Annotated in this window: 20 protein-coding genes; 10 read left to right on the top strand and 10 right to left on the bottom strand. The window is 47.8% G+C overall.

The features are described from left to right. Positions 1–172 precede the first annotated feature (172 nt). The 3 genes from ACFGVS_RS00785 to ACFGVS_RS00775 form a co-directional block, all read right to left on the bottom strand. Positions 173–1471 (bottom strand): relaxase/mobilization nuclease domain-containing protein, encoded by a 1299-nt coding sequence (locus ACFGVS_RS00785; RefSeq protein WP_439697045.1) that lies wholly within the window; start codon positions 1469–1471, stop codon positions 173–175. Beyond that, on the bottom strand, positions 1459–1848 hold the full coding sequence (locus tag ACFGVS_RS00780; protein WP_439697044.1) for a plasmid mobilization protein: 390 nt from the start codon (positions 1846–1848) through the stop codon (positions 1459–1461). Before ACFGVS_RS00780 ends, ACFGVS_RS00785 begins: the two co-directional genes overlap by 13 nt. A gap of 241 nt (positions 1849–2089) precedes the next feature. After that, positions 2090–3043: a toprim domain-containing protein gene (locus tag ACFGVS_RS00775; RefSeq protein WP_439697043.1), complete on the bottom strand. Its 954-nt coding sequence runs from the start codon at positions 3041–3043 to the stop codon at positions 2090–2092. Between the two features lie 110 nt (positions 3044–3153). Here ACFGVS_RS00775 and ACFGVS_RS00770 point away from each other — a divergent pair, with 110 nt between their 5' ends. Together ACFGVS_RS00770 and ACFGVS_RS00765 are read left to right on the top strand one after the other, a co-directional pair. Then, complete coding sequence (locus tag ACFGVS_RS00770) at positions 3154–6384, top strand: P-loop NTPase fold protein (RefSeq protein ID WP_439697042.1); 3231 nt, start codon at positions 3154–3156, stop codon at positions 6382–6384. 97 nt (positions 6385–6481) lie between these two features. Then, positions 6482–6766 (top strand): hypothetical protein, encoded by a 285-nt coding sequence (locus ACFGVS_RS00765; protein ID WP_439697041.1) that lies wholly within the window; start codon positions 6482–6484, stop codon positions 6764–6766. Between the two features lie 146 nt (positions 6767–6912). On the opposite strand, the gene ACFGVS_RS00760 is transcribed toward ACFGVS_RS00765, so the two are convergent. After that, entirely contained in the window at positions 6913–7497 is a 585-nt protein-coding gene (locus ACFGVS_RS00760; RefSeq protein ID WP_439697040.1) for a hypothetical protein, read from the bottom strand. A gap of 120 nt (positions 7498–7617) precedes the next feature. Further along, entirely contained in the window at positions 7618–8202 is a 585-nt protein-coding gene (locus ACFGVS_RS00755) for a UPF0758 domain-containing protein (RefSeq protein WP_439697039.1), read from the bottom strand. 109 nt (positions 8203–8311) lie between these two features. On the opposite strand from ACFGVS_RS00755, the gene ACFGVS_RS00750 reads away from it, so the two are divergent. The 4 genes from ACFGVS_RS00750 (at position 8312) to ACFGVS_RS00735 (ending at position 13772) form a co-directional block, all read left to right on the top strand. Continuing rightward, on the top strand, positions 8312–8764 hold the full coding sequence (locus tag ACFGVS_RS00750) for a hypothetical protein (RefSeq protein ID WP_439697038.1): 453 nt from the start codon (positions 8312–8314) through the stop codon (positions 8762–8764). 100 nt (positions 8765–8864) lie between these two features. Continuing rightward, positions 8865–9107, top strand: coding sequence for a hypothetical protein (locus tag ACFGVS_RS00745; RefSeq protein WP_439697037.1), 243 nt, complete (start codon positions 8865–8867; stop codon positions 9105–9107). Positions 9108–9661: 554 nt separating this feature from the next. Continuing rightward, positions 9662–12535, top strand: coding sequence for a hypothetical protein (locus ACFGVS_RS00740; protein WP_439697036.1), 2874 nt, complete (start codon positions 9662–9664; stop codon positions 12533–12535). A gap of 214 nt (positions 12536–12749) precedes the next feature. After that, entirely contained in the window at positions 12750–13772 is a 1023-nt protein-coding gene (locus ACFGVS_RS00735; protein ID WP_439697035.1) for a hypothetical protein, read from the top strand. 219 nt (positions 13773–13991) lie between these two features. On the opposite strand, the gene ACFGVS_RS00730 is transcribed toward ACFGVS_RS00735, so the two are convergent. Further along, a complete protein-coding gene (locus ACFGVS_RS00730; RefSeq protein WP_439697034.1) occupies positions 13992–14585 on the bottom strand; it encodes a hypothetical protein in 594 nt (197 codons plus the stop codon). Positions 14586–14667: 82 nt separating this feature from the next. On the opposite strand from ACFGVS_RS00730, the gene ACFGVS_RS00725 reads away from it, so the two are divergent. Next, positions 14668–15027, top strand: coding sequence for a hypothetical protein (locus tag ACFGVS_RS00725; RefSeq protein ID WP_439697033.1), 360 nt, complete (start codon positions 14668–14670; stop codon positions 15025–15027). 562 nt (positions 15028–15589) lie between these two features. On the opposite strand, the gene ACFGVS_RS00720 is transcribed toward ACFGVS_RS00725, so the two are convergent. Both ACFGVS_RS00720 and ACFGVS_RS00715 read right to left on the bottom strand, forming a co-directional pair. Further along, positions 15590–15889, bottom strand: coding sequence for a hypothetical protein (locus ACFGVS_RS00720; RefSeq protein ID WP_439697032.1), 300 nt, complete (start codon positions 15887–15889; stop codon positions 15590–15592). A gap of 179 nt (positions 15890–16068) precedes the next feature. Beyond that, complete coding sequence (locus tag ACFGVS_RS00715; protein WP_439697031.1) at positions 16069–17610, bottom strand: IS630 family transposase; 1542 nt, start codon at positions 17608–17610, stop codon at positions 16069–16071. A gap of 792 nt (positions 17611–18402) precedes the next feature. On the opposite strand from ACFGVS_RS00715, the gene ACFGVS_RS00710 reads away from it, so the two are divergent. The 3 genes from ACFGVS_RS00710 to ACFGVS_RS00700 are packed head-to-tail and all read left to right on the top strand — an operon-like array spanning position 18403 to position 23391. Then, complete coding sequence (locus ACFGVS_RS00710) at positions 18403–19455, top strand: hypothetical protein (protein WP_439697030.1); 1053 nt, start codon at positions 18403–18405, stop codon at positions 19453–19455. After that, positions 19452–20816, top strand: coding sequence for a hypothetical protein (locus ACFGVS_RS00705; protein ID WP_439697029.1), 1365 nt, complete (start codon positions 19452–19454; stop codon positions 20814–20816). Before ACFGVS_RS00710 ends, ACFGVS_RS00705 begins: the two co-directional genes overlap by 4 nt. 7 nt (positions 20817–20823) lie before the next feature. After that, positions 20824–23391 carry a hypothetical protein gene (locus tag ACFGVS_RS00700; RefSeq protein ID WP_439697028.1) on the top strand — a complete coding sequence of 856 codons (2568 nt, stop codon included), beginning with the start codon at positions 20824–20826 and terminating at the stop codon, positions 23389–23391. A gap of 176 nt (positions 23392–23567) precedes the next feature. Here ACFGVS_RS00700 and ACFGVS_RS00695 read toward each other — a convergent pair whose 3' ends face one another. Next, positions 23568–23831, bottom strand: coding sequence for a hypothetical protein (locus ACFGVS_RS00695; protein WP_439697027.1), 264 nt, complete (start codon positions 23829–23831; stop codon positions 23568–23570). A gap of 169 nt (positions 23832–24000) precedes the next feature. Next, positions 24001–24270, bottom strand: a complete 270-nt coding sequence (locus ACFGVS_RS00690) for a helix-turn-helix domain-containing protein (RefSeq protein WP_439697026.1) — start codon at positions 24268–24270, stop codon at positions 24001–24003. Positions 24271–24658: the final 388 nt, after the last annotated feature.

The following is a 24658-nucleotide window of genomic DNA, read 5'->3' as shown; positions in this document are numbered from 1 at the left end:
ATCTCCCCCGGAAGGGGAGACTTCTTTAACCGTCCACACTACATCATTCACACAAAACCCCTCATCATCCGGTCAGCCCAACGCTGAAAAACCATGCACAGCAATAGCTAAGCCCTCTCTCCGAAGCCAGAAAAATGGGGCAATAAAAAACCCCAAGAAATCAACAGTGAACTTAACCCGGCGACAGCCGCAGCCGCTTTTTCTTCTTTCGTTTCCGCTTCAGTTCCCAGTCCATCACCTGTCGGGCACCGCCCGTATCCAGCAGTATTTCAACTGATCCAAGACCACTAACATTCCCCGCTCCGGTACCTGCAAAATCCGGTGAAAAATCACGCCCTTTAACCCCGTTTGCATAGCCGTCCTGACCCATTTTTTCCGCCTCGCCGTTTTGTTTTTTCCCCTCACCCGGCCCCGTGTTCCCGCAGCGTTCCCGGAAAGCACCAGCACTGTAAGCTTTGCCTAAATTACTGCCGTTAAAAACACATTTGCTTTGATGATCAACGTAGGTAATACCATAAAGCAAGCCGTCCTCATTCCGGCGCAATACGGTATCTACACCCTGTTTTTTCAAAGCTGCCACTAAACCTTCCAGGCTTTTATCGCGCCCGAGGAAATACAGGTCTATCGCATTTCTCAACCGCAGCTTTGTTTTAGGATCATCCTTTGCCCGCTTATTGACTTCAAACTTGCCCTCCAGAAATTTCAAGGTCGTGTCCTTAAAAAATAAGCTGGCTTTAATCGGCACCCCAACCTTTTTTCCCTTTTCATCCAGCACCCGGTAAACCAGGCCGCTGTGCCTGAATATGCGCGAGCTTTCTTCCCCCCGGTCAGCGATAATATTATACTGCCGCAGCACCGCATTCAATTCTGCAAGAGAAGCATATTTGTATAAAGGCAATACCGTTTGCAGCACGTTACCGATGGCTCGTTTGGTCTCCGATTTACCATAAAGCACCCTTGCTGCATTCACAGGCTTCAGCTTATAAGCCCGCTGTAACTTGCTTTCCCCGGCCTTGATCAAACCATATTTAATTTCAATTTCCTTACGCGCCGGTTCCGATTTACGCTTGCCCAGGTTGTGCAGGTGAATCGCCTTGCCATCGGGCATAATGTTCGTGGTAACGATGTGCAGATGCGGGTGCCCCGCATCCTCGTGCCGGTATAATAAATAAGGCTGCCCCGGAAAGCCAAGCTTATCCAAATAGTCTTCCGCAATCTCTTTCAGCAAATCGTCCGGCAGCTTTTCGGAGGGGTCAAAATTCAGCGAGACGTGCACACTGTTATACTTCGTCCGCTGGTTCAATTCCGTCAACATCTCCAACCGCCGCAGCTTCTGGTGAAAGTTCAGATCAGCCGCTTCCGCCGGGTAATAACCCGCCTCCAGGCAGGCCGCCAAACCTGCCTTTACCTTCTGCTCATTATAGTTCAATATATTGCGCAGGCTGGTCGATTGATGGATCACCGCAACCATGCCGAAGACAATAATTTTAAACGGCTTTGAATACTTTCCACCGCTGCAAAAAAGCGTTCCCTGTCCCGCTCAAAACGCCGCAGCCATTCCTGCATCTGGGGCGAATGGTCGAGCATATTCAGGCGGTGCACGGCCTGGTTAAAATTCACCCCGATCGCGTTCAGCTCCCGCCGCAGCAAAGCCATTTCCGCCAGCAATTCATCTTTCGACTGATCACGCGTAAACACCGTAAACGACCTGCCGAATATTAACCGCCGCACATATTCGCTCAGCTTGCGCACCGTTGACCGCTTCCAGTTCATTTCCAGTTCGCGATATTCATCTCCCGTCAGGCGTAACCCGATGATCCGCTTCCTACCCGTATCTTTTTCCTCCATCACCAATCCTCCGCACAAAATCCAAATCACACAAATCAAATCACACAAATCAAATAGCTCACCCACCCCTAAAGCATACATCCAAATCCGGGTCCCTAACCGCCCCCGACTTCGGAGGGGGGCGGCAAGATTTCAATTGTTGTTAAACAATTGTACATCTTGCCGATCGCAAAACCGGCGATCTCCCGGCTGTCTGACGACAGCCAAAAAACGCCAAAACTAAAAGGCATAAAACCCAAACTCAACCTGCTGTCCGCAGGCCCCCACCTGGCCGTAAAACCGGCTTTTTCACCTCTCCCCTATGCCGAAGCCAGTCATTCAAATCTTTATAAGCGCCGTACAAACCGCTTTCATCCCGATAGCGGCTACCCAGTGAAAGTGCATAATCCCGGTAAGCCAATCCCGTTACATCCCGGTCCAGCCAGAGGTGTACCACGGCATGCTGTTCCAAAAAAGGCAGCGCCCGGTCAAACAGACCCGCGCCATTCAATACCACATAATCGACCGGTCGCTGGTCTTCGTAAGGATGCAACGTCACATAAGAAAGGAAGTCCATAAAACCCTCAAAAACATGCACCGAACCAGTGCCCGAACCCAGGCAGGTAATATCCTTCGGCGCGCTGCTTTGCTTGAAATTTTTATTGCGGATCTCCCAGCCCCCGGCATCATTTTGAAAGCCGATACCATAGTAAGTCCGTCCGCCAACCAGATAATAGACCTCCTTACAAAAAGCATCCGCCACAGCCACCGGTATCGACCGCTCATGCAGGTAATTTTTGAGCGGATAAGCGTACAATGCGCGCTCATTCGTAACCACTAATTTGGCTTCCTTGACGGTCCGTGCTTGCTGCTCACCCGGCTCAAAAACAGACAGCTGGTGAGGAAAAAAAGAAACATTCATACGTTCCAGCAATTCAACCACGGAACACCCGTGCCGGCGCAATAAAAAGTCGACCGGATTCCCCCCGGCCATCAGACCGAAATCATACCATTCATTGGCTAGCTTATCCACATGAAAACTCGCCGTCCTTTCTTCGCGGAGGGGTGATAAGTACCAGTAATCGGTATCATTCTTCTTTCGCGCAACAGGCTCATGGCCCAGCATCTCCAAAAGATAAACCAGGTCTAACTCCCGCAGCCGGGAAAGCGAAAATACTTCGTTCGTCATATCCATCGCACACTTCTCTTTCGCCATCAAAAATCAAAAGTAGAGCGATCAAATGAGATTCACCTATCCTCCCCATATTTTAATGAGGGTCATTAGTCCTAAAAAAAAATATATCTTTAAAAAACCTTATCCGCATCATGGAAACTAAAAGAGTTATTTACCGGCCAGCCAGTCTTTTTTCTACCAAAGCCGATGTGCTGGTTATTCCCTGTTCCACCGAAGGGCTGGTAGCCCCTGATTTTTTGATGGGTCTGAATGAATGGGGGATCAATTTACCGGAAATTTTGCCGGTAGAAGGTATCGGCGCCGTATTCGAGTTGAACGAGGTTTTCTTTCGCAAAGACGTTAAACCGCCTCGCCCTATCAGAATCTTATTTGCCTGCACGACTGAAGACGGGCAAAGCAATTTAGCTGTTATCCAAAACATCGCCAAAGGTATTGCAGAACAAAGCCGGGCCGACGATTCAATCAAGGAAATAGCTATGCCGCTAATGGCTACAGGCGACGCAAAACTGAAACCCAAACAGGTTGTTCAAACCATTGATCAGGTTTTACAGGGTGAATCAAGGTCAGATTGCCTCTTCAATATTTATATACGGGATAAGCATATTTTTGATCAGCTGGTATCTGAGGAGGATGCTCAAAGCACTCGTCATGGAAATATCAAGGATCAAAATATCCAGAACACTCCGCCTTCCATAAATTTCCCTTATCAGCACTACCGGTTCTTTGCCGTCGGCAGCACATGGGATGGAACAGACCAATACAAGCGGTTTCTCAAAGAAAACATCTGGGAGAACGGTTATGCAGACCGGTATTTAAACACCGTCCGCGACCTCCGCACGACCGACCTGATGGTGATGAAATCATCTTATTCGGCTAATAAAATAAGTTACCTCCGCGTAAAAGCCATTGGTTGGGTTACCGAGAATTTTAAGGATGGCCGGAAAGTTGAAGTCATCTGGATGGCCCGCGACCTCAATATAGATATCCCCAAGCTTGGTAGTTACCGTGGTACCATCGCAAGAATGAAAGCGGAACATATCCGGACAATGCTGGAGGCCCTGCAGGAGAAGAATATTGACCTGTCTTTTATTGCCGGGGGGCCATTAGAGGAAGAAGATATGACTCACCCGCCTTCCAGTATCGCCACGCTGATCGGGGACACAGATACCAAGACCGATTATTTAGGCATACACCAGGACGTAATGGCATTTGCCAAAGTAATAGCAGCCCGCCGCTTTCGGCCGCCGCTCGCTATCGCACTTTTTGGAAAATGGGGTTCCGGCAAAAGCTTTTTTATGCAGCGATTGATCGAACAAATAAATGCATTAACCAGGATCAAAGCAGACAATCTTTATTGTCAGGGTATTGTACAGATTCATTTTAACGCCTGGTCATATCTCGATGCCAATTTATGGGCGAGCATTGTCAGCCGCATTTTCGAAGGACTTAATGACTACATCAGCAATGATAGCCGGGCTAAACGTTTCAAGGATGACATCGAAAAAGAACTTTCTCAAAAATTGGTCATCACCTACGAAGAGATATCCGCGTATGAGACCCAGCTGACCAGTGTTCAGGAAAAGGTCGACGAGTTGCAGCGTGAGCGCGACCAGCAAAAACAAACCCTGGAAAATAATATCCGCAAGATCCAGACAGATACACTGAGTAAAGCGCTAAAGACAGTTAGTGATTCCTTTAAAGTAAGAGAGAAAGTTGAGCAGGCGCTGAAAGAGAATATTTCTGCTGGTGAGACTTTGGACCGCCTAAAGAACATTGTGCCGGAAAAATACTGGAATGACCCCGAAGAAGCCTACAAACAAGCAAAATCGACAACTGCCTTTGTAAAGGAGTTTTTCAACAAAGAGCGTTTAGTATTAAACCTGGTCTTTGTAGCAGTCGCTTTATTTTTAATCTTTTTCTTTCCGGCCATTCTGACCGGGTTCACCAGATGGCTGAAAACAAACGACTTTTCCATTCCATCGTTGCAGGTGCTGGCTTCCGCACTGGTGATCATCTCGCCAGCGCTGGTGAGGATCAAAAATCTGTTCCAAAAAATGAGGCCGCTGATCTCGTCGCTCTGGGAAATCAAAATCAACTACCAGCAGGAGCTCGATCTCGTTAAGTCTGAACATGAGCAAAGAGAGAAAGCTATCCGGCTGACCATCGAACAACAGCGCAATGAGATCAATGGGTTGGACCAGCTCATCCAACAGGCAAATACGACTCTGAACAGTTTAAAATTCAAGATCAAACATGCACTGGCGACTGAAGCATTGTACAGCTTTATAGAGAAACGCTGTAAGAGTGAGGATTATCGCAAAATGCTTGGTATCGTTTCGATTGTTCGTAACGATTTTGAAACCTTAAGCCAGCTGTTTGCGGCACATTCTGAAGAAGCTGCGACTAAAGAGTTCCGCAAAAAGTTTGACCGGCCCCTGGAACGTATTGTACTTTATATCGATGACCTGGACCGCTGTCCTGAAGAAAGAGTGGTCGAGGTTTTAGAGGCAGTAAATTTATTAATGGCGTTTGAATTATTTGTCGTAGTCGTTGGTGTAGACCCCCGCTGGGTGAAAAACGCCCTGATCAAAAAATACCAGTTCCAGTTTACCGGCAGGGCCAACGGCGAATTATCAGCCGGAATTGAAACGATCGATGCCGCTGATTATTTGGAAAAAATATTTCAGGTGCCATTTCACCTTAAACCTGCCGGCGACGACGAAGTAAAGCAGATGCTGAACGCGTTGGTCGCACCGAGCCTTGCTGTGGAGGACGAAACCGCTGTAGGAGAGCCGTTCGACACCGGACAATCCACCCCAACCGGCGTCGGCCAGGCAAACGCCTCTATTCGCGGGACATCATTTTCGGCACCGAAAATAGCTAGGGAATTGGCCCGCCCTTTTCTGGAGTTATCCAAAAAAGAGGCTTCTCTAATCGAATCAATGTCCGTGGTACTCGGAGCAAATCCCAGGGCTGTCAAGCGTTTCGTCAATTCATACCAGATCGTGCGGGCCCACGAGGGGTTCATTTATTTTAAAGAGCATCAGGAACGCGAATATGCAGTCTGCATGTTTTTGCTCGCGCTGCCGACCGGTAAATTCCGGTCGCTACAAAAGCCCTTCATTGAATTTATCTATAATAAGGGAAATGAAACCAGGCCCCTGAATCAATTTTTAGATACCTCCTTCATTTTAAAAGACGGAGATCTGAACTACCTCAAAAACCAGTTGGATGCAGTGCTTTCTGAAAAGGCAGTATATCATCTTTTACAAAATCAACTTGCTGCAATCTTTAAACACCATTATCAATTTATCCAGCGCTTTACTTTTGAATCCGGAAATGAAGAACACTGGCTCAGTTGATCTGCGCAACACATATCCTCCCCATATTTTAATGAGGATCGTTTCAGCACAACAACCGACCTTTGGGCCATTAATTAATCTAAAAAAATAAATACATATGGCAACGAACAATGTGTTGGGGACAGTCTACGAAACTTTATTATGTAGCCCTGGTATGAATGAGACGGTTAAAATCGATGTCAAACTAAACCGAAAGATAGTACTCCTTTTAAACAGCGTCATAGAAGCATGCCTCGGAAAGGAAGGGGAGATCAACCAGGATCTGATCAGGCTGGTCCCGGCGGAAGATGTATCGAAGTTGAAAGAATTCGCCGACGACTGTTTAACAAAGGCTGGCCTGAAAGAGCTCAGCGAAAAAATGAAGCAGCTGTCCGGAAAATGAATGACTCAACGGGATGGCCTGTTTTCGGCTGGCCATTTCGTTGTTTTTGTTTGTACATTTAGACCACATTCAAACAACCAGCTATCTAAACCATCCCCGCACTAATGCCTATCAATTTTTCCGACTATTGCAGGAAAACTAAGCTATTAAAACAAAGTAAGCTGCACCCGGCGCACTTCCAGTGCAGCTATTGCCTTCAGCGTTTTCTGCAACACATCCTGCTTGTAATTCGTCGTATCTGAATTACCCAGGTATTTGGTCATCTGCGCTTTCATATCGTCCAGCGCAGCACCAAGCGCAGCATCGCGAGTATGAAATTTTTTACAGAATACACAAAGCGGCCCGCTGCTCCCGGCTGTGCCGTAATTACAGCTCAAAGCATAAGCCCAAATACCATTCGGGCCGCGGCCGATACGAATTTCGCTTTGTTCCAGTTTGATATCCTCGCGGTCAAGGAACTTCGGGGAGGCGAACCAGCCATATTCCGTAAATGCAATTTCGGTGAAACCAAACTCCAGCGCCCGGCGGTATTCATTCAGGTTCATCGTTATCGCGCGAAAGCCGTCACCAAATCCGGCGAACCAGTCTAATTTATCCAGATCCCTGCAGGAAATGGCTTCCGAGATTTCCAATAAAATTGCTTTTTCGCAGGCCATCAGGTGATGTTCAGCCATATAGGCGTCGATAGCAGCCTGGGACTGAAGGGTCAATGCAAACTTTTCCGTAACCATAGCTTTAAGTTTTTAATGCCCAACAGCGCGGCCACGGCCTGGTGTCAAGGGCCGCGGGCACCGCGGTTTATATACCCTTGACAGCCAGGTTGGGCCCGCGCTACCTTTGCATTCAAAAACTTAAAGCTGTGGCGAAAGGAATGCCCGCCGGCCCAGTTCAAGCGCAGCCATCAGCGTTGCCGCTTTAGCAACACCCACACCGGGGAACCTGCAAAAATCTTCCGCCGTCCGGGTTAACAACCGTGCCGGATCATCTTTCACTGACTTCATGATCTTCCGGCACAGGTCCAGCACCGGTAACTCCGAACTCCCCGTGCATAAAAGTATCGCCAGCAATTCCGCATTGCTCAAGGCCCGCGCCCCTAAGGCATGGAGCCTTTCGCGCGGACGCCCCGGAACTTCAAGTGCCTTTACACCCTTCGGCTCTGCGACAACCTTCATGGTATCAGCCGGTGCCAGGTCACCATACGCCAGCCGGCCCAACACCATGCTCAGCGCTTCGACGAACATCGCCAGGTCCTCTTCCCAGAGCCGGATCGTACGCCGGTAATATTGCGGATCATTCCGGAAAGATTCACTGGAGGTGATCAGCAAGAAATGCGTGTCGTTCGCGGCTTTTTTTATATCAATAAAATAGTGCGTCCTGCCATGACTGAAGGTTTCCGTGGCCAGGGTCGGATGGGCGGATTGTTTTACAGCTTCCATAGTGTTAATGATTTATACAGCACAAAATTGAAAACAACGGCAACCATTTCCTTGTAACTACTGTTGTTTAACCGATTATAAACGATTCATCCGGACCGGCAAAATTAAAATGACTGACGAAACCACCACCGAAAATCAAAAAAACTGCCTCGAATGCGGCCTGCCGCTCGGTGCCGGGCGCAGCGACCGAAAGTTCTGCAACGACATTTGCCGCACCGCCTTTAACAACCGCCGCCGTGCCGGTGACATCACAAAGCCCGCAGCAGCTCATGAAGCCCGCCCGGGACAGCGCAGTCCCGACCGGGATTCAGCAGCCATAAAAAAAGTACAGGATATCCTGGTCAGCAACCGTAGCAAGCTGATGCATATGCATAGCCTTTACGAAACCAGTATGGGCCTGAATGAATTCTACGGATTCGGCGTTAACCTCAAGTACTTTACCAGCGAATACAACGACGATTATTACGATAAAGTTTTCAGGATGTGCTTCGATTACGGTTACCATATCGACGGCGACCGGGTTTACCTGATCTATAGCGGGGCCGAGATCCATTTCAACTAAACAACCCTGAAAAGATAAAACAGCAACTGCCGTTGTTTTGGTCGGCGCAGGGACGGCTTCAGCCGCCTGCGCCGGCAAAGCGCAACCAAAACCGCGGCTGTTGCGCCTGCGGACAGGGCGGGTGAACCGGAGCAGGGTGCGCGACAGCGCGCAAAGCGCAGGTAAACCTGCCCTGTCGCATGAAAAGCAGGATTATACATTATTTACTTTTCCAGACAACCACCCCGATCATGCCGCTCAGCACTTCCAGGTCAACATCCGCCAGCTCATTCATGTAAAGACATCCGCGCCGGTCTTATACTTCCCCACCTGTTGCGGTGCCGCTTTACCCTGTTTGGTATAAATCCCGAAATCTATTTTATCCGCGTCCCAGGTCAAATCATTATAAACGTGTCTTACAAAGTAAAAGGTTCGTTCATCGTTTTGCAGGTAACGTTCCATTGACCGGCCAAAAAAATAAATATTAAATAATGATAAGCTATTTGTAATTAAATACTTACATTGGATTATAATTATCCGAAACCTTTATCTCTTTCAACATGCCAGTCAAAAAAACCATTTCAGGCCCAAGCTCCCATCCCGTACAATTGGCGTCAATTGTCCAATACGGTACAGGTCAGACACGCGGTTATCACGGTCCTCCATTTCAAACGGTGAAATAAACGTCAGCTCACACCGCCTGCCCCGGTGAGTTACCGGTCATCCTGAAGCGCTGACCGCGACAACGTCAGGATAGCGCAGACTGAAGTCATATGCCTCGCACCTGATACCCGTGGACCGCGCATAACGCGCGCCGGTATTGCACTGCCCTGACAGCAACAGCCCGGTTACAGGCCAGGACGGCAGGCATCCCGTAAAAACATTTGTTCATCCGTTTAATTTTGCCCTTACCACTTTATGAAAAAGATCTGTAAAAAAATCAGCAACTGGATAACCTCCGGCTTCCGGCCATTATTCTTACTGGTCGTGACCGGACTATTGCTAACAGGAACACTGACCCAAAAGGACAAATCCCTCGTCACGACCTTAAACGCCCCGAAAGGAATTTTAAACTGGGAAATCAATACCAATAATACCGTCAGGAATGCCATGATCAGCGATTGGCAGGCCACCTATAAGAATATCATCAGTTACGGGGACAACGACCAGCCCGATATCGTACCTGTGTCGGGCATACAGACCGTTTTGAATGAAAACCGGGCCGATTACGCCTTTATCGCATTTTACGTGGCTTTTTTCCTGCTCCTGATATCCCGGCTGGTGAGGACCCCGCGCTATAACCGTAAATGGAGGCTATTTTACCTTGCCGCGGCCGGTTTAACAATCATTGCCGGGTTGCTGGACGTTGTAGAAGACCTGGGTACTTCCAGGATATTAACGCTCTGGCAGCAGTACCATAATTTTAACTTACCCGATGCCGCCATTGTCGGTTATCCCGGCCGTCTGAAATGGCTGGTGCTGTTTATTGTTGCAAGCGCATTGTTATGGCAATTTATCGTAACCAACCTCGCATTACAGTGGCTGGAACTGGCCACGTTTTTTTTGCGTAAAGGCGTAAAGTTATTTTGGCGCTTCCGCGTCATGCTCCTTACCCTGCTCATCGTCTTTGCCGTTTTGTATATCAGCGACCAGGGACAGGATCTCCTCCTGTCGATAAACGCCAGCAGGACAGGGGTCTCCCTCTTCCTCTTTTCCGCAACTGTTATCGCCCTGTTGTGCTGGTACCTCCCCAAAGTCCTGGAATACCCGGGCGCGCTGAATTATGCGGAGTTTTTTTACCGGTCAGTGGACTTCCAGACGGACCCGGCCACCGGTAACCGGAAAAAGGCAGAAGTAGACCTCAGCCGGCTGCTGGGTGCTGCCGGGTTTCTCGTACCTGCCACCGGGATCCTCAAGGTAATGGATAATTACCACATGGATTATTGGCTCAGCGGGGTCCCGCCCGTTGCCATCATGGCCATTATCCTCCTCCTGTACAAAATTATCCTGGAGCACCACTGGATTGACCGTTTTTTTAAAAAACCGGGCGGCGGCATCCATATCACCAGGTATGCCGTGACCGTGGCAGTCCTGGTCATTCCTATAGTGCTATGGGGCATGGACAAGGAAAATACGCAGCCCTATGCAGTCATCCACCTTGCTTTGGACCTGATCATCCTTTCCATCATATTTTTGATTACCACGACGTTAAGGACCTGCAGCCCTGCCATTGCCCGGTGGCCGGTCGCGCCCTTTGTTACCCTGACAGGCCTGGCATGCCTGTTATTTTTTATCGCCTGTAACTGGCCGTCATTTTTGCACCTCTTTATCTACAAGTCGCGCTTTTATACCATGCCCTTCGTATTCTTCGCAGTAGCCGGCTATCTCCTCTTTTTTTCCTACCTGATGTTTATCGGGAAAAAGACAGGCGTTACCTGGATAACCCTGCTATTGACGGTCGCCTTTCTGGGCGCAACCGGCAGCATAACCAATTACCATGCCGTCGCGGTACAGCGCGATACCTCGCGGTGCAAAACGGCATCGGGCAGGTACACCAGCTGCGCCAAAACCCAGGATTCCCTAACCAGCTACACGGAGAAATGGCTGCTCGGCCGTGAAAAAGAGATTGCGGACTACACCAGGCCGGGGCAGCGGAAATACCCCGTGTATTTTGTAAACGCCTACGGCGGGGGCATAAGGGCCGCCGTATGGGCCACCATGGTTATCGGACAGCTGGATAAGGAAATGCGGGCGGATACCGCAAAAGCAAGCCAACCCGGTTTTCAGCATTATGCTTTTTCCTATTCAGGTGCCTCGGGCGGTACCGTAGGGCTCATGTTACTGTCCGGCGCCCGTTACCACCACCTGGATAACATCAGCGGGGACAGCACCTTCTATCCCCAGGCGTCCCGCCGGCTTTATGGAACGGATAACCTCACATCGGATATCATAGCCCTGTTGGGACGGGACCTTGTTTATTCCGGTTTCGGATTGTCCGGTGTCCCCGACAGGGCAAGGTTAATGGAGATGGACTGGGAAAAGAACGCATGGGACGACGACATTAACCTGAAAGTTAAAATCGCCGACATGTGGAAGGCCACCCATACAGAGCTCCCGCTGCTGTTTTCAAACACCTACGACATTCCGTCCGGCAACAAGGGTATTATCGCGCCCGTATTACTGGACACCCTTGATTTCCCGTCTGCTATCTTTCCCGAACAGGAAATTCCCGGGCGGGGCGGCATGTTCCTGAGCACCGCCGGGTTCCTGAGCGCCCGTTTCCCCTATGTCAGCCCGACCGCCAAACTGAACCATAACCGGCATTTCACAGACGGCGGTACGATTGAAAACTCCGGAGGGGAAACTTCCCTGCAGGTCATCCGGGTATTTGAAAAGGTAAGGAAAAAACTACTGGCAGGCCACCCGGCGCTGGCCAATATCAGCATCAATATCCTCTCACTGCCCAACAGCATCCCGGAAGTAGAAAACCCGGTATACGACAAAAGTTTTTACGAACCGCTGGGCCCGCCTCTGGGCATCCTGAACCTGGGCGGTGCCAACGCAAGGCGGGCCGACCTGGTCAACAGCCGCCTGAAGGCCATGGGCTACCACTATGTCCGGATCGAGCCCCGGCCGTATAAGCTCAGGAACAAAAAGTTCTGGCCCGTGCTTCCCCTGGGCTGGCAAATTTCAGACGTGGCCCTGGAGGCCATGCAATACAGCGCCGAACTAAGCCCCTCCGGCCTGGACACCGTCTTTCAGGAGTTCGGGATAAAAAGGAAAAAGCAGTAACGCAAACGCCCGTCAATGCCGGCGGGACACGGGCAAACGCCGCCGGTATTTAACCAGGGCCCGGCTGAAATCCGGGCCCCTATTAAAAAGCTTCAGCGCGGGCCCAATACCGAACCCTCTGTCTGCGGTCCGATAAATGCCCATTAACCGGACCTGAATTTTATTAACCAACGGCCATTCAGCTTAAATAATAAGGCCCCAAAAACCAAACCCCATGGAAATTCCCTCAGATAAGGAACTGCTCGCGACAGACAAAGCCGGATTAGACAAATTAAAGGTCGCCCTGGAAATCTCAGGCTTTAAAGAAAAACAAAAAAGCGACCGCGTACGCTACCGGCAGGAAACGCTGCGCCTGTTCATTATCGCCGTTTTCTCCGGAATTATCACCTTCGGCAGCACCTACTTTCAGAAAAGCACGGAACGCAGGCTTAAAAAGATCGACGACCAGGAAACTAAATTACAGGAACTGGTCCTTGACCTGGAAGACAACTCGATCAGCCAGCAGGCCAAGTACGGCATCATTTGCAAGATCAGCCGGTTGAAAGTGCCGACGGATGCCGACACTTCCTTTATCAATTCAGTAGCAGACTATGAAAAAAAATGTGAAGAAAGCAGAAAATTCGCAGACCAGATTGATAAGAAAAGTGCCGCCGCACAAAACAATTCCAAAACGATCGATACCACACGTACGGATGTGAAAGCCCGCCTGGCGGCATTAGACCAAAGTGATCAGCAAGAGGCCAGGTTACAAAATGATGCCTACGCAAAAACAGCCACCGGCCAGAAAGCGGCCCTGACCATCAGCAAACAAGCGGACAGCCTCCTGAAGAGCGCCCCGTCGTCCCTGCAGGCCGCTTCCGATGCCAGCGCAGGGATCAGCGGTATTGTTAAACAACGCATAGACCTGGTTCCGGACAAGCCTGCAGAATCGGCCGCCACCTTTTACCGGGTACAATGGTTTAAGAAGGGCTATGCGATACAGGTCGGGCATATATATTTTACCTTACTCGACCTGGACAGACGCCAGCAGACAATCCGCGTCAAAGCCTGCTACACCAATACACCATTTTCCTGCGAGCATCCGCTGGAGACGTCTGGAGAACTCGACATCAGGACACCCTTGTTATTCAGCTATGGCGACAAACAGTACGAGCTTTCCCTTAAATCAATCAACCATGCCGGAAAGAACCCGTTTACCCTGGCCGCTTACGTTGCGTTGAAAGAATCGCAAAAATGACATAAGCAGCTTGTTCCCGGAAGCTAATTCCGGAACATTCCCCGTTCTTTAAAGCATCGTGCCTGTCGTTGCCGGGTCGTAACCCCAATGGCCCGCGTAAACATTTAGTCCGGCACTAAATGCAGGTCGTGGCAAGTACACCGCTTTACTTGAAAACCGTAAAGCACCCATAATTTTCAAAGTGAAATCTTATTTCAGCATGGAGAGACAGCCAGGCTTTCAGGCCAGGTCATTAAGCAGCGCCGACCTGACAGCCTGCATGTCCCTGCCCATCTTTTCGCAGAGGTCTTCATATTGCGCGCACATATCAAACAAAGCCAGCGCGTATTCCCCGTACAGGACATCCTTTTCGGTTTCCGCCGCAATCCTGATCTTATGGGAGATATCCAGAAACCTTAAATACCGCTGCTGGGAGCGCGCATTCGCCCCGATGACCTCGCTGTGGCTGAGGGAAACATCAAAATACAAACCGATAAGGTTAAATTTCCAGTTTTCCGCATCCAGTTTTTCCATGTACGCGTTCAGCCGGGCCAGCTCCTTATTCAGGAACTCCAGGCTCGCTTCCGTCCTGGAATCGTTCCAGTTCTTCCAGTGATCGATATTTTTTTTGATCGCGGCCATTTTCTCGCCCGTCATATAAAAAAAGTTTTCGCCGATCTCGGTCTTTTTTGCGCGGTAAAAGTTCCGGGCCTCGTTATGGTACTTCCGCTTGTCCGCGAAAAACGCAAAAGTCCCGGTGATAATTTGCGTCAGCAGGGCGCCCGCAAGACCGGAAAACGCGCTTACCCCGATGAGTGTTGTAGCATCTGCCATCTGTCATGATTTCAATCAAATTTAATAAAAAAACAGGCAATTTGCTAATTATATTAGTATTTTTACCGTAAAAACAAACAGGATGGACGCATACAGGATACATATAGAAATCGGGTCCACGACCGTAGAAATCGCAGAGCCGCCGTTTAAAATGAGCGTGGTAAAGGGCGTACATGCCGGTGCCGCAGCAGGCAGGGCCGTAATGGAAGCCGTACTTTACCGGGAAGAGGGCGTGTTCGTCGAACATTGCCGCTATCTGTTTGAAGCGCTGGGCCATGATAACCGCCCGGTCAGCCGCGCCCCGGATATTGACGACTTCAAAACAGCCATAGGCTTCTTTTTCCGTTCCGTACTGGATACCGAATATTACCTCGCCGCAGTACCCCGGGGCTCCAGCCTGTACGGCCCGGAACAGGTACCGCAACCGCCGGCCCCCCTTTAGGGATGACCGCACCCCGGGTTTGCCGGATACAGCCCTTCCCGGACAGGTTTGCCTGGACACATGAACGATGGATTACGGCATGTCCCTGCCCCGTATTCCCGGACAGCATATAAGTATCATTCAAGGCGGGAAGACCGGCAGCCGGTTACAGCTTATCCCCCGGTTAACAGAAAAACAATGCCGGCAAAACAGTACCGGCAAACCCAAAAACAACCGGTCTATAAATAAAAATCCCCTCGCACTCGCTGCCCGGGGACTTTAACCTAAACCTTATCACAATTACAGACAGATGCCTGTAAGAATATCAAATATACGATTCCACGGCTCATTTCCTTCGCTTTTTACCACTCCATACCCCGGGAGGCGCATCGTAACAAACTTTTTACCCTCATACCTCAGCCGGAAATTGCCGGCACATAGCCTACAGGGGTTTGGCTGCCCCTGTAAGGCTTTCCTGCCAGGCAGACCTCCAGCCCCCGGCCGATCCCCTGCAGCCGTACCGTCCGGCGATCGGGGGCCGCCCCTTGACCCGTTAATAAACCGTACGCATATGCTGAAACGGTCATATCGTTATCCAGTTCTTTTGTCCTGGCCCGGAGGGTGTGATGTTGACCGGAAGGCCCATCACCGATAACTGCGGCGCATTGTCCAGCCCGAACCCGAGGGCAAAGACCTTACCGGCATGTAAGCCCGCGCCGGTCTCCGGCGGCCCGCCGCAAAAAGGCTCGCTATAGGCTTCATTGTAAAGCGTGACCGGCCGGAACATTACCTTTGCAGCCCGGTAAGCATTGTTCACCGCCTCCTGCAGCCCCGTTTGTAAACCGAATACAGCATATAAACTATCCCCGGCGATCTCCAGCACCTTACCTACAAATTTCTACACGACCTGGTTAAAGGCCATGAACAGGCGGCGGACAACCTGGATAACCGCCCTGTCCGGCTGGGCTTCCATCAAACCGGTAAAATTCCGGATAGCGGCGGTAAGCTGCGTGACGCCCCGCTGTCCGCTCCCCTATGCCACCAAATCAGCCTGCTGTATTTTTAAGGCCGGCAATTCCTGGGGGACTTGCAGTTGTTCGATTCGCTGAACAAGGGTATGACAATTTCCTTGCCCCAGATCTTTTTACCCGCACGCATGGGGTGTTTTTGAAAATAAATATTCCGGTCCAGGAAATAACGGTCAATAGCCCGCTGACAGGCCCGGGCATCCGGGTAATCGCTGTTGTGCAGTACCGACTTGGCCATCCCGCTAAATACCGATTCGATGACATTCAGGAACTGCGCCGTGACCGGGAGCGGCGCAAGCCGGATCTCGGGTGTCAGGTGCTCCAGCCGGTAAGCCTCGCCGTTGATCCTTTCCAGCTCCCCGGTCAATTGCTTCGAGGAGTGCCAGCTGGCCGCATCCCAGGACAGATATAGCGTGTCCGTACCGGCGCATTCCGCGCTCAGTACATGTATCAGCCTGATCATTTCATTGGTATCTTTCCTGGGGGAATAAAAATGGGTCACCTGGTTCCGGGAAAGCTCTATCGCTGCCGTTACAATCAGGCGCCCGCGGCTCTTTTGAAACTCCGGGATAATTTTAACCTCGCCGCTTTTCTGGTAAGAGTGTCCTCCTTTCAGCTTGACCGACACGGGCCCCATTTCATCAATGGAGAAAAAGCGTTCATTCGGGCCGAGCGCTGACAATACACTTTTGATATAGTCCAGCTTTTCCCGGAAACAGGGGTCCGGGCTGGTCAACGCGACTTTAGCTTTTTTAAACACGAAGCCGCTCCTGTGTATATAGACCGAAACAAGGCTGGGCGATATCGAGATGCCATACCGGCGTTCAAATGCAATGGCCAGGTCCCGCAGGCACCAGGAAGTCCGGTTGAAACCGTTGATTTCAGGTGCTTCATGCAGTAAGACCATCAGCTTTTCCATTTTGTCCTTGACCTGGGCCGCCCAGGGTTCGGCCGTGCATGTTTTCCTGATCAGGCCGGCGGCCCCATCCTTTTTGAACTTATTGATCCAGACCAGGACGCATTTCATCCCGACCTCGACCTTTTCTGCCAGCCCCTGCAAATTCTTCCCCTCGTAGGAACCTTGTATGATGACCGCTTTCTGCCATTTATCAAGCTCGCGGGAGTTCCGCCACTCCTGGAGGATATCCGCATCGGCCGGCGTAATGGTTTTGATTTTGCCGTGCGCATGCGGACAAAGCGCGACCTCCCGGCGCCATTTCAGCAAATTCACCACAAACCCCGAATAAGCATAGCCCTCCGGACGGAGCGCATGGTAAGCTTCCCATAACGGCCAGTTTTCAATTTTAGGCAGCTTGCAGCCCGCCACCAGCCCCGGCAGTAAGGCGATGAGGTCAGCGTGACGCTTACCCCGCGCAGGCAGCTTCGCGCGGTTGGACGGCAGGATGAACACGCCCGGGTGCTGTTCCTCCTGCGCTTTGATATATTTCAAATACCTGGTGAGCGTATTTAGGCAGATACCCAGCCGCAGGCATACCCGGCTGCGGTTAACCGGCCCCTTCAGCCAGAAACGCCGGATAGCCTTCAGCTTCGCATGGGAATAAATCTCCATATCCATGCTGTAACAACACCCAGGTGTTGATTTTGTTAGCAGCAGGGCATCGTTTACGCCTGTTCTTTTTTTATGGATTTCACTTTAACAGACCGGGCCACAGAACCCGCCCCGTCAAGCCAGTGCAAAGCGGGGCATAGGCCCTATGCCCATTCAAAAGCCGCCGCCACAGCTACTGGCTGGATTATTCTAATTTTGCAGTTACGTCAAATGCTCCTGGCAAAAAAGGTATGATATTTAACATATATATTATATATAGCGTCTACCAATCTATCCCGGCAAAGGAGCCAGATATTAAATTTGTTGTAAACATGGCATACATCAAAAAGATAACAGAGTTACCCCAAAAAAGGCAGAAAGTTATCCCTCATTTCTTCATGCAAGGCTACCTGCCTTGCTTGCTCGCGGCGATTGAAAGTTCGATTCGAGGACATGGAAACAGTCCGCTGTAATATTACCGTAAAAGCAGCAATGCCCGGGATAATAAACGCTATTTATCTTCCGGAGGAAACAAGCGAAAAGACCCGGAACACTGATATTAATTCGATAAAACAAATGCAAGAACATGAGCTTGCACCACCATGCTTCCGAATCATTTTAATTCTTCTACCAATCTATTCCGTATCTGAATATTTACAGCATCATTTACAATATTATCGGTGATAACCAATGGATAATGACTGGCTTGAAAGCTTTGAGATACCTGTAATATTTTTTTTAAAATTTAGGATATTGTTGTTGTAATTAAATAAGCAAAATATTATATTTACAACAACCACCTGATCTTATTGTTATATTGTGCTAAACCCTAACCTTCATATAGCTAACAATTTCCTGACAACGAAGTTTGGATTGCCTATTGCCAGTTTGGTCGATACAGCCCGTGCAGCTGAACTTTCCGAAATATTATTACATCGGCTGTTTATTGACGACGGGACTTTATCTGCCATTCATAACCAACGAATAGCGGTAAGTATCGCTATCGACTTTAAAACCGGTAGTATTACACCGGAAAAGCTGATTGAAAAGTTTTTAAATCGGAAAGATGAGCATGGGGAATATATTATTTCTCTGATAAACGCGGAGCCACTGCACAACCAGTTTCACCGGGCGTCCAATTTTGTATATGAACGGGATCTCGTACTTAGCGCTGCTGATCTGAAGGAGATTGAGGCCTTCTATGAGACCGAATTTTCGGATGTCGACCACCCGTTGTTGGGTTATGTCCGTTGTATTCAGCTACCGGTTTTTTTTGAGAACTATGTGCGCAAAGGTGAAAATTATAAAGATAAATCTAATAAAATAAAGGATTACCTAGACGATAAGGACTGGGACGATGATTACAATATGGAGATCGATTTTCCGCACACGTATCCCCATAATAACGTCAATATGCGCGGCGGCAAGCCACTGGCCTGGATCGCCCCTGGAGAGATACTAGATGATATTCCTGAAAACATGGACACGCCAACCGTGATTGCCAAGAGATTGGGCATTTCAGTAAAAAATACTGCCTTGCCGGACCCCGGGCTTTATGACGTATTAGTGGCTATCAAATACCTGAAGGGCGTAGACGGAAAGGCTTTCCAACCGGCTGCGATCCATGCGGACTGGTATACCGGCGGCTTCGTGGGCTATAAGGAAAATTCACGCCGTTTTGGTTTGACCTTTAACTGCGTGCAGGTTGGTGTAAACGGTATCGATGAGCGCATTCATGTCGTTTTTCCGATCATTAATGAACCTAGTGATCTCAAATTCGCCGCAAAAATTCTGGGGCGCGTCAATGAGGCGGTAGAACTGTTTTATGACAAAATTCTTGAAGAAACTTTGCTTAGATTTATAGCTTTATGACAGAAGAACGTGATCCAAATGAATTATTTATCCTTGAACTCCAACAATTGGGAAGGGAAGGCCTTGCTTTGTGGGTTCGACAGCATTTGACATCCGTTTCTTTTTCGCCGAAAGCGCCCTTTGACAGTGTCAACGATCCGATGGATGTCCTAGAGCGCACACTAAACTTGGTCAATCAGTACGCGCATTTTCCCGAAACCCCGACCGTTCAATTTGCCTATGAAGATGCGCTGGTATCAACCTTCAGTGAGGAGTTGAAACGCCGACACCAGAATTTCGGAATGATTCATAAATTTATTTCCCTGTTCACTAATGCTGATTTGCAATCCATTGCCAGAAGGAATCTGATCGCTATACTGACACCAGTGGTACTGAACAGGCAGTTTAAGCACGTTACAGTAGGAGCTCGCGATGTGTATTACGACAGTCTGCAGTTGCTGACCGAACTGTTTAACAACAACGTGGAAGAGTTCCAGAATTTTCCGTCGGTGGGCGCGTTCCTTTTACAACTGGTGGAAAAGGATCCCGAACCGCGCATGGTGAACATTTGCTTACTCTTCTTTAGGAATATCTGTGATATCCGCAGCTATTTCACCGTATTTGAGAAAGCATTCAGCACCCTACCAGCGGAAAAAATGGATGGCGTCATCGATACGTTAGTTTCTTTCTATAAAAATTATGATGGCATTTCCTGGGCATATTTCGCCAATTGGTTAATGTCTAAACACTATAAAACAGAATTTTCACCCAAGCTGGTCAAGCTGTACAACCATGAACGCTTTTACCGTCTGGTCGTAAAACAATGGAATGAAAATCACACGGCTGACGGGGAACCGAAAACAGAGAGTGCTCATTTTTTAACGGCCATTTTACTACTGATTAATCTTTCCCGCGATCCTTCAGTTGTTTGCCCGGAGCATGTTTCACTATTTTTCGAGCAGACTAACCTGCCAACTTCAAAACTATCCTTAAGGAAAATCCTGAAAGACGAATCATTTTATGATATGCCCTTCCAAGACTTTATAGCAACCCTTGGAGACAATCCGGAATTAGACTATTACAAATTTCACCTGTTCGTATTGGTGGATGTTATCTCCTTTGCCAATGGAGATATTTCCGACCTCCGAATTGAGAACAGGCGTCCGCAGGAGGACATTCAGTCGAACCTCTATATCGATTTTGATACAGGTACTCTGCACATTGTCATTGAAAACCTGAAGCTGGCAGGTACCCAGCCAAATTTTGTATGGCCATCCGAAACAAACGGTATGGTTGAAATATACCTAGAGCAATTTTCCTTGATTGGCCGATGTTGGGAACTGCTCGAAAATGTTATACCTTTTGACCAAGTTTTAAAATAACCCTGATATGAAAAAGCACACACCTTCTGCTTCATTATTTCAGGGTTTAACCCCTGAACAAATTGCGCCCTTGATACAGGAAAAAATTGCTTCCAGTTTAGGCCAATTCCATCATACGGACAAATTTATCAAAAGGCTTCAGGCGCAGGTAGGCCATGTTCTTAAAGATATAGATTTATCCACCCTTAAACACCGTGTCCATATTAATTACGTATTGGATCCCTACGATATCATGGAATACTGTTTTCCATTTGGTTTTCGGATGCAAAACAAAATTCAAGGTGATGACCTGGATAGATTATCAGACCGCCTGACCGCCTGGGATGATCTTTATACCAGTTCGAGCGTGTTTATACTCATGGATCAACATCGAACAGAAATGGGGCGGTTGCGCAACCGCCTCGTCCATGAAATGTCTTATCAGGTCAACGAATTCGACCAGTTTGAAAGGTTGGTTCAAGATATTTATAATATCAAATTGCCACTTTCCGAGGCGGAGGAAAAAAAACTACACATTGAAATATTTCAGAAAAGATTGCCTTGGTTGATTGCTGCGGCAACCAGTCAGATACATGAAGGGCCGAACCGATACCGGACTCTTTTCAAGAAGATGATCGTCAATGTTTCAGAGACTGACGAAAGAGTCGTGGCCCCCTGGCTGAAAGAATATCAAAAGCAGGAGCATATCGGTGTAATTCAGGATGTATTCCGTAATACAAAGTCCAGCAGAAATGCGATTCGTCAATATTTGGCATTTGTTGATAACTACGAAGGTCGTGATATTGAACTGGACGATTTTCGGAAAGAGAGTGCACTGGAGGATTATAAAGCTGCCGACCGCCTGATCCAAATCAATGAGCAATTCGCCGAACTAGCAGATTCGCTGCAATGCAGATATATCTTTTTGTACCTGGGTTCAGATAACAAATTTGAATGGCGCGTAAATGATGATACGGGCTATTATCCGCACGTATTTGACCGGCCAATGAACTTTTACCGGAATGTACGGCAGTTATACCTGAAGTTCCTGAACAAAAGCAATACATCCGAAACGCAAACGCCGGCAGAAAGGGAAAAGTCAATTTATGATTATATTGACAACCTGGTCTTTACCTACGGCACTTACAAAAATCGCCTGTTGACCCACCAAGCCGAGATTAATGAAAAAGTTTCCCTGGCGCGGGAAAGGGTGGTCTGGACCGGCTTGGTCAAAAATATTGCCGCCTACCCGGAAAAGCTCAGGGCGGCGTTTGATGACTTAAAAAACCGTTCTACATTAGGGCCATTAAAAATGGCTTTTGAGGATCTGATTGAGATAACCATCACAGTGAAATCCAAGGAACAGGTGATCCAGTATCAAAAGGAGATCCGTAACCTGAATATATTGGTTACTGTTTTTCAGAAAATTATTTCCGTACTCGATACGAATGTGACACCCGATATCAGTTCCTTGGGCTATATTGTTGGAATTAACCATCATTTACCTACCCTCATTGTCAAAGCAAATGGCGATTCCAAATACGATAAGCTGATCGACAGAATCATCTTGATAATCTTGTCGCCTAATACTAAAAATGATTTTTCTAGCGAATTAAAAGCTGTTGCCGTAGAACTGAAAAATTTCTTATTAAAGGATAAAGAGGAACTTGGAGATTTGCAGGCTGGGTTCGACCCTGAAAACCTTTCTGATGAACTGAAACACTATGAAAGGCAATGTTTATTGTACCTATTTGCTCTGATTTTGCCTGCATCTAATCTGAGTTCAACCGAAGGTGAAAATTATAACTTGGATAGTGAGTTGGATGATTTACTATTATTTGATATCAATACATTAACCCGACGGTTAAAAAATATAGAAATTCCGTTACCAAGCCGTGATCATATAGCCATTATATTGCATAATCTTCAATATATTCGAGTCTGGTCACTACGGCGCAATAACGAACTTGAAAAATGCCAGAAATTCATACAAGAGGCCATTCAAGATTATCCTGAACTGTCTAAGGATATTCGGTTTGTACACGGTGAAAGCTTATTGAATTATTCCCGGTTATTGGAGCTTTTAGAAGATGAAAGAGTTGAAACGATTGGACTGTTCAAAGTGAGCGTTTTTGCTAGTAAAACATGGAAAAAGGCCGAGCAGAGTACCATCAAGGCACTGCGTTCGTTTACCCTATTTGATACGGCCCAATTTGATCCCTTAGTATTAAGGAAAACCCAGTCGGCTATTTTGAACACTCTGATCTACTTGGAGGTATTGGGCTATGGCATGACAGAGGATTATAATCGATTAAGGGACGCAAGGAGGCTCGTAGATGAAGAAATGATTCGTTTCGAGGTGGAGCGAAGAAGTCACCCGGAGTATCTGCACTCGGAGGCACACCTAGAATATTATGAAGCAATTCATTACCTCAATGGGGATCGCAAAAAGGCATATATGAAGATTCAGTTTGCCAACTTAGCTATTCGGAAATGCATTGAGCTTTTTGTCGTATTATTTCCAAATAAGCCTCTGGATGACGATTACCAAAAATTAGAGGCGGCCATTATTTTATTTAAAACGGAAAACTTTTAATATACCGCAATTTATGATATTACAGAACTGCTAAGCCGGTTGCTTATCAGGAGGTAATGAAACCTGATTTCGAGGAATTGAACGACAAAGTATACCACCATGCATCCCAATCCATTTTAATTCTTTTACTAATCTATCCGGTACCTGATTATTTACAGCATCATTTGGAGCATCACTTACAGCATCATCGCTGATAACCAACAGATAATGACTGGCTTGAAACCTTGTTTTGATAGTTCAATTGAGTCGTTCATGGATATGTCCTTATAAAAACACAATATTTTTTCTTTGGACAATATTTTACGGGCGACTTCCCCGATAGACTGGCAGTTGCTGTTTTTTTGGAGGTCTTCCAGTTTTTTCAGCAGCTTACTATTGACCCTAACGATAAGGTTATGCTCCAGTATTTCATCCCGGTTTTCGATCTTTTTTCTTGGCATATAACAATACATAATAAGTAAAGTGACCGCAAGTTCCGCAGCGGTCACCCCCGACTAAAGGGAGGGCAAGGTGTATTTTCGCATGCGAAAATACACCTTGCCGAACACTACCGTGTTCGGTTTGCTTCCTTACTGTCGTTGGTTAAAACTTCGTTTTGGTGTTTATTATTTATTTTGTCGGGGCGTTGCCCTCCAGTACCTGCATAATATCTTCGTGCTTATAATACAGGATGCCGCCGATTTTGGTAAAGCGGATTGTGCCGTTGATCCGTAGATTTTGCAGGGTGCCGTTGGATATTTTAAGCAGGTTTTTAACCTGGTAGCTTTTCAGCCACTTTTTGGGTGCATCCGGCGATCTGCCTAACAATGCCTTAATATCGTTAAGTAGTTTTGTCCCAAACTGGTCAAGGTCTTCTTTGGTGATGATTTCTGCTGCCATAGTCCTTTAATTTGCTCATCTCAAAATTGACTTAAATAGTATTTAAGTATTGACAATATGATCTCTGTCGTAGGAGTGGTTTTACCTAATCAACTTAATGTCAGCGAATTATTTTTTAATAAAGGGAGTTTCAATTAAATCAAATACCCTTAATATTGAACAATATGATTTATTAGCTATGGAGAATAATTTGATAACATATTGGCACCGTGGTGAGTGTTTATTTCAGACCTAACTGAGCAGTGGAGATTATAAAAGTTTTTTCTGACGACATTTGTTAAACTGTCATTCAATCATCTAACAATATATCTATAGCCTACCTTCACAAGCTCTGCCATGAAAACCTACACTAGTGGATCCGCTTGTGGAATTATTAAAAAGTAATTGC

The sequence above is a fragment of the Mucilaginibacter sediminis genome (assembly GCF_051903035.1).
GTDB lineage: Bacteria > Bacteroidota > Bacteroidia > Sphingobacteriales > Sphingobacteriaceae > Mucilaginibacter.
This window is presented reverse-complemented; position numbering and strand designations above follow the sequence as displayed.

Coding starts and splice junctions, on each gene's coding strand:
- ACFGVS_RS00785 (WP_439697045.1), bottom strand. CDS start 1,471: ATGGTTGCGGTGATCCATCAATCGACCAGCCTGCGCAATATATTGAAC.
- ACFGVS_RS00780 (WP_439697044.1), bottom strand. CDS start 1,848: ATGGAGGAAAAAGATACGGGTAGGAAGCGGATCATCGGGTTACGCCTG.
- ACFGVS_RS00775 (WP_439697043.1), bottom strand. CDS start 3,043: ATGGCGAAAGAGAAGTGTGCGATGGATATGACGAACGAAGTATTTTCG.
- ACFGVS_RS00770 (WP_439697042.1), top strand. CDS start 3,154: ATGGAAACTAAAAGAGTTATTTACCGGCCAGCCAGTCTTTTTTCTACC.
- ACFGVS_RS00765 (WP_439697041.1), top strand. CDS start 6,482: ATGGCAACGAACAATGTGTTGGGGACAGTCTACGAAACTTTATTATGT.
- ACFGVS_RS00760 (WP_439697040.1), bottom strand. CDS start 7,497: ATGGTTACGGAAAAGTTTGCATTGACCCTTCAGTCCCAGGCTGCTATC.
- ACFGVS_RS00755 (WP_439697039.1), bottom strand. CDS start 8,202: ATGGAAGCTGTAAAACAATCCGCCCATCCGACCCTGGCCACGGAAACC.
- ACFGVS_RS00750 (WP_439697038.1), top strand. CDS start 8,312: ATGACTGACGAAACCACCACCGAAAATCAAAAAAACTGCCTCGAATGC.
- ACFGVS_RS00740 (WP_439697036.1), top strand. CDS start 9,662: ATGAAAAAGATCTGTAAAAAAATCAGCAACTGGATAACCTCCGGCTTC.
- ACFGVS_RS00735 (WP_439697035.1), top strand. CDS start 12,750: ATGGAAATTCCCTCAGATAAGGAACTGCTCGCGACAGACAAAGCCGGA.
- ACFGVS_RS00730 (WP_439697034.1), bottom strand. CDS start 14,585: ATGGCAGATGCTACAACACTCATCGGGGTAAGCGCGTTTTCCGGTCTT.
- ACFGVS_RS00725 (WP_439697033.1), top strand. CDS start 14,668: ATGGACGCATACAGGATACATATAGAAATCGGGTCCACGACCGTAGAA.
- ACFGVS_RS00715 (WP_439697031.1), bottom strand. CDS start 17,610: ATGGATATGGAGATTTATTCCCATGCGAAGCTGAAGGCTATCCGGCGT.
- ACFGVS_RS00705 (WP_439697029.1), top strand. CDS start 19,452: ATGACAGAAGAACGTGATCCAAATGAATTATTTATCCTTGAACTCCAA.
- ACFGVS_RS00700 (WP_439697028.1), top strand. CDS start 20,824: ATGAAAAAGCACACACCTTCTGCTTCATTATTTCAGGGTTTAACCCCT.
- ACFGVS_RS00695 (WP_439697027.1), bottom strand. CDS start 23,831: ATGCCAAGAAAAAAGATCGAAAACCGGGATGAAATACTGGAGCATAAC.
- ACFGVS_RS00690 (WP_439697026.1), bottom strand. CDS start 24,270: ATGGCAGCAGAAATCATCACCAAAGAAGACCTTGACCAGTTTGGGACA.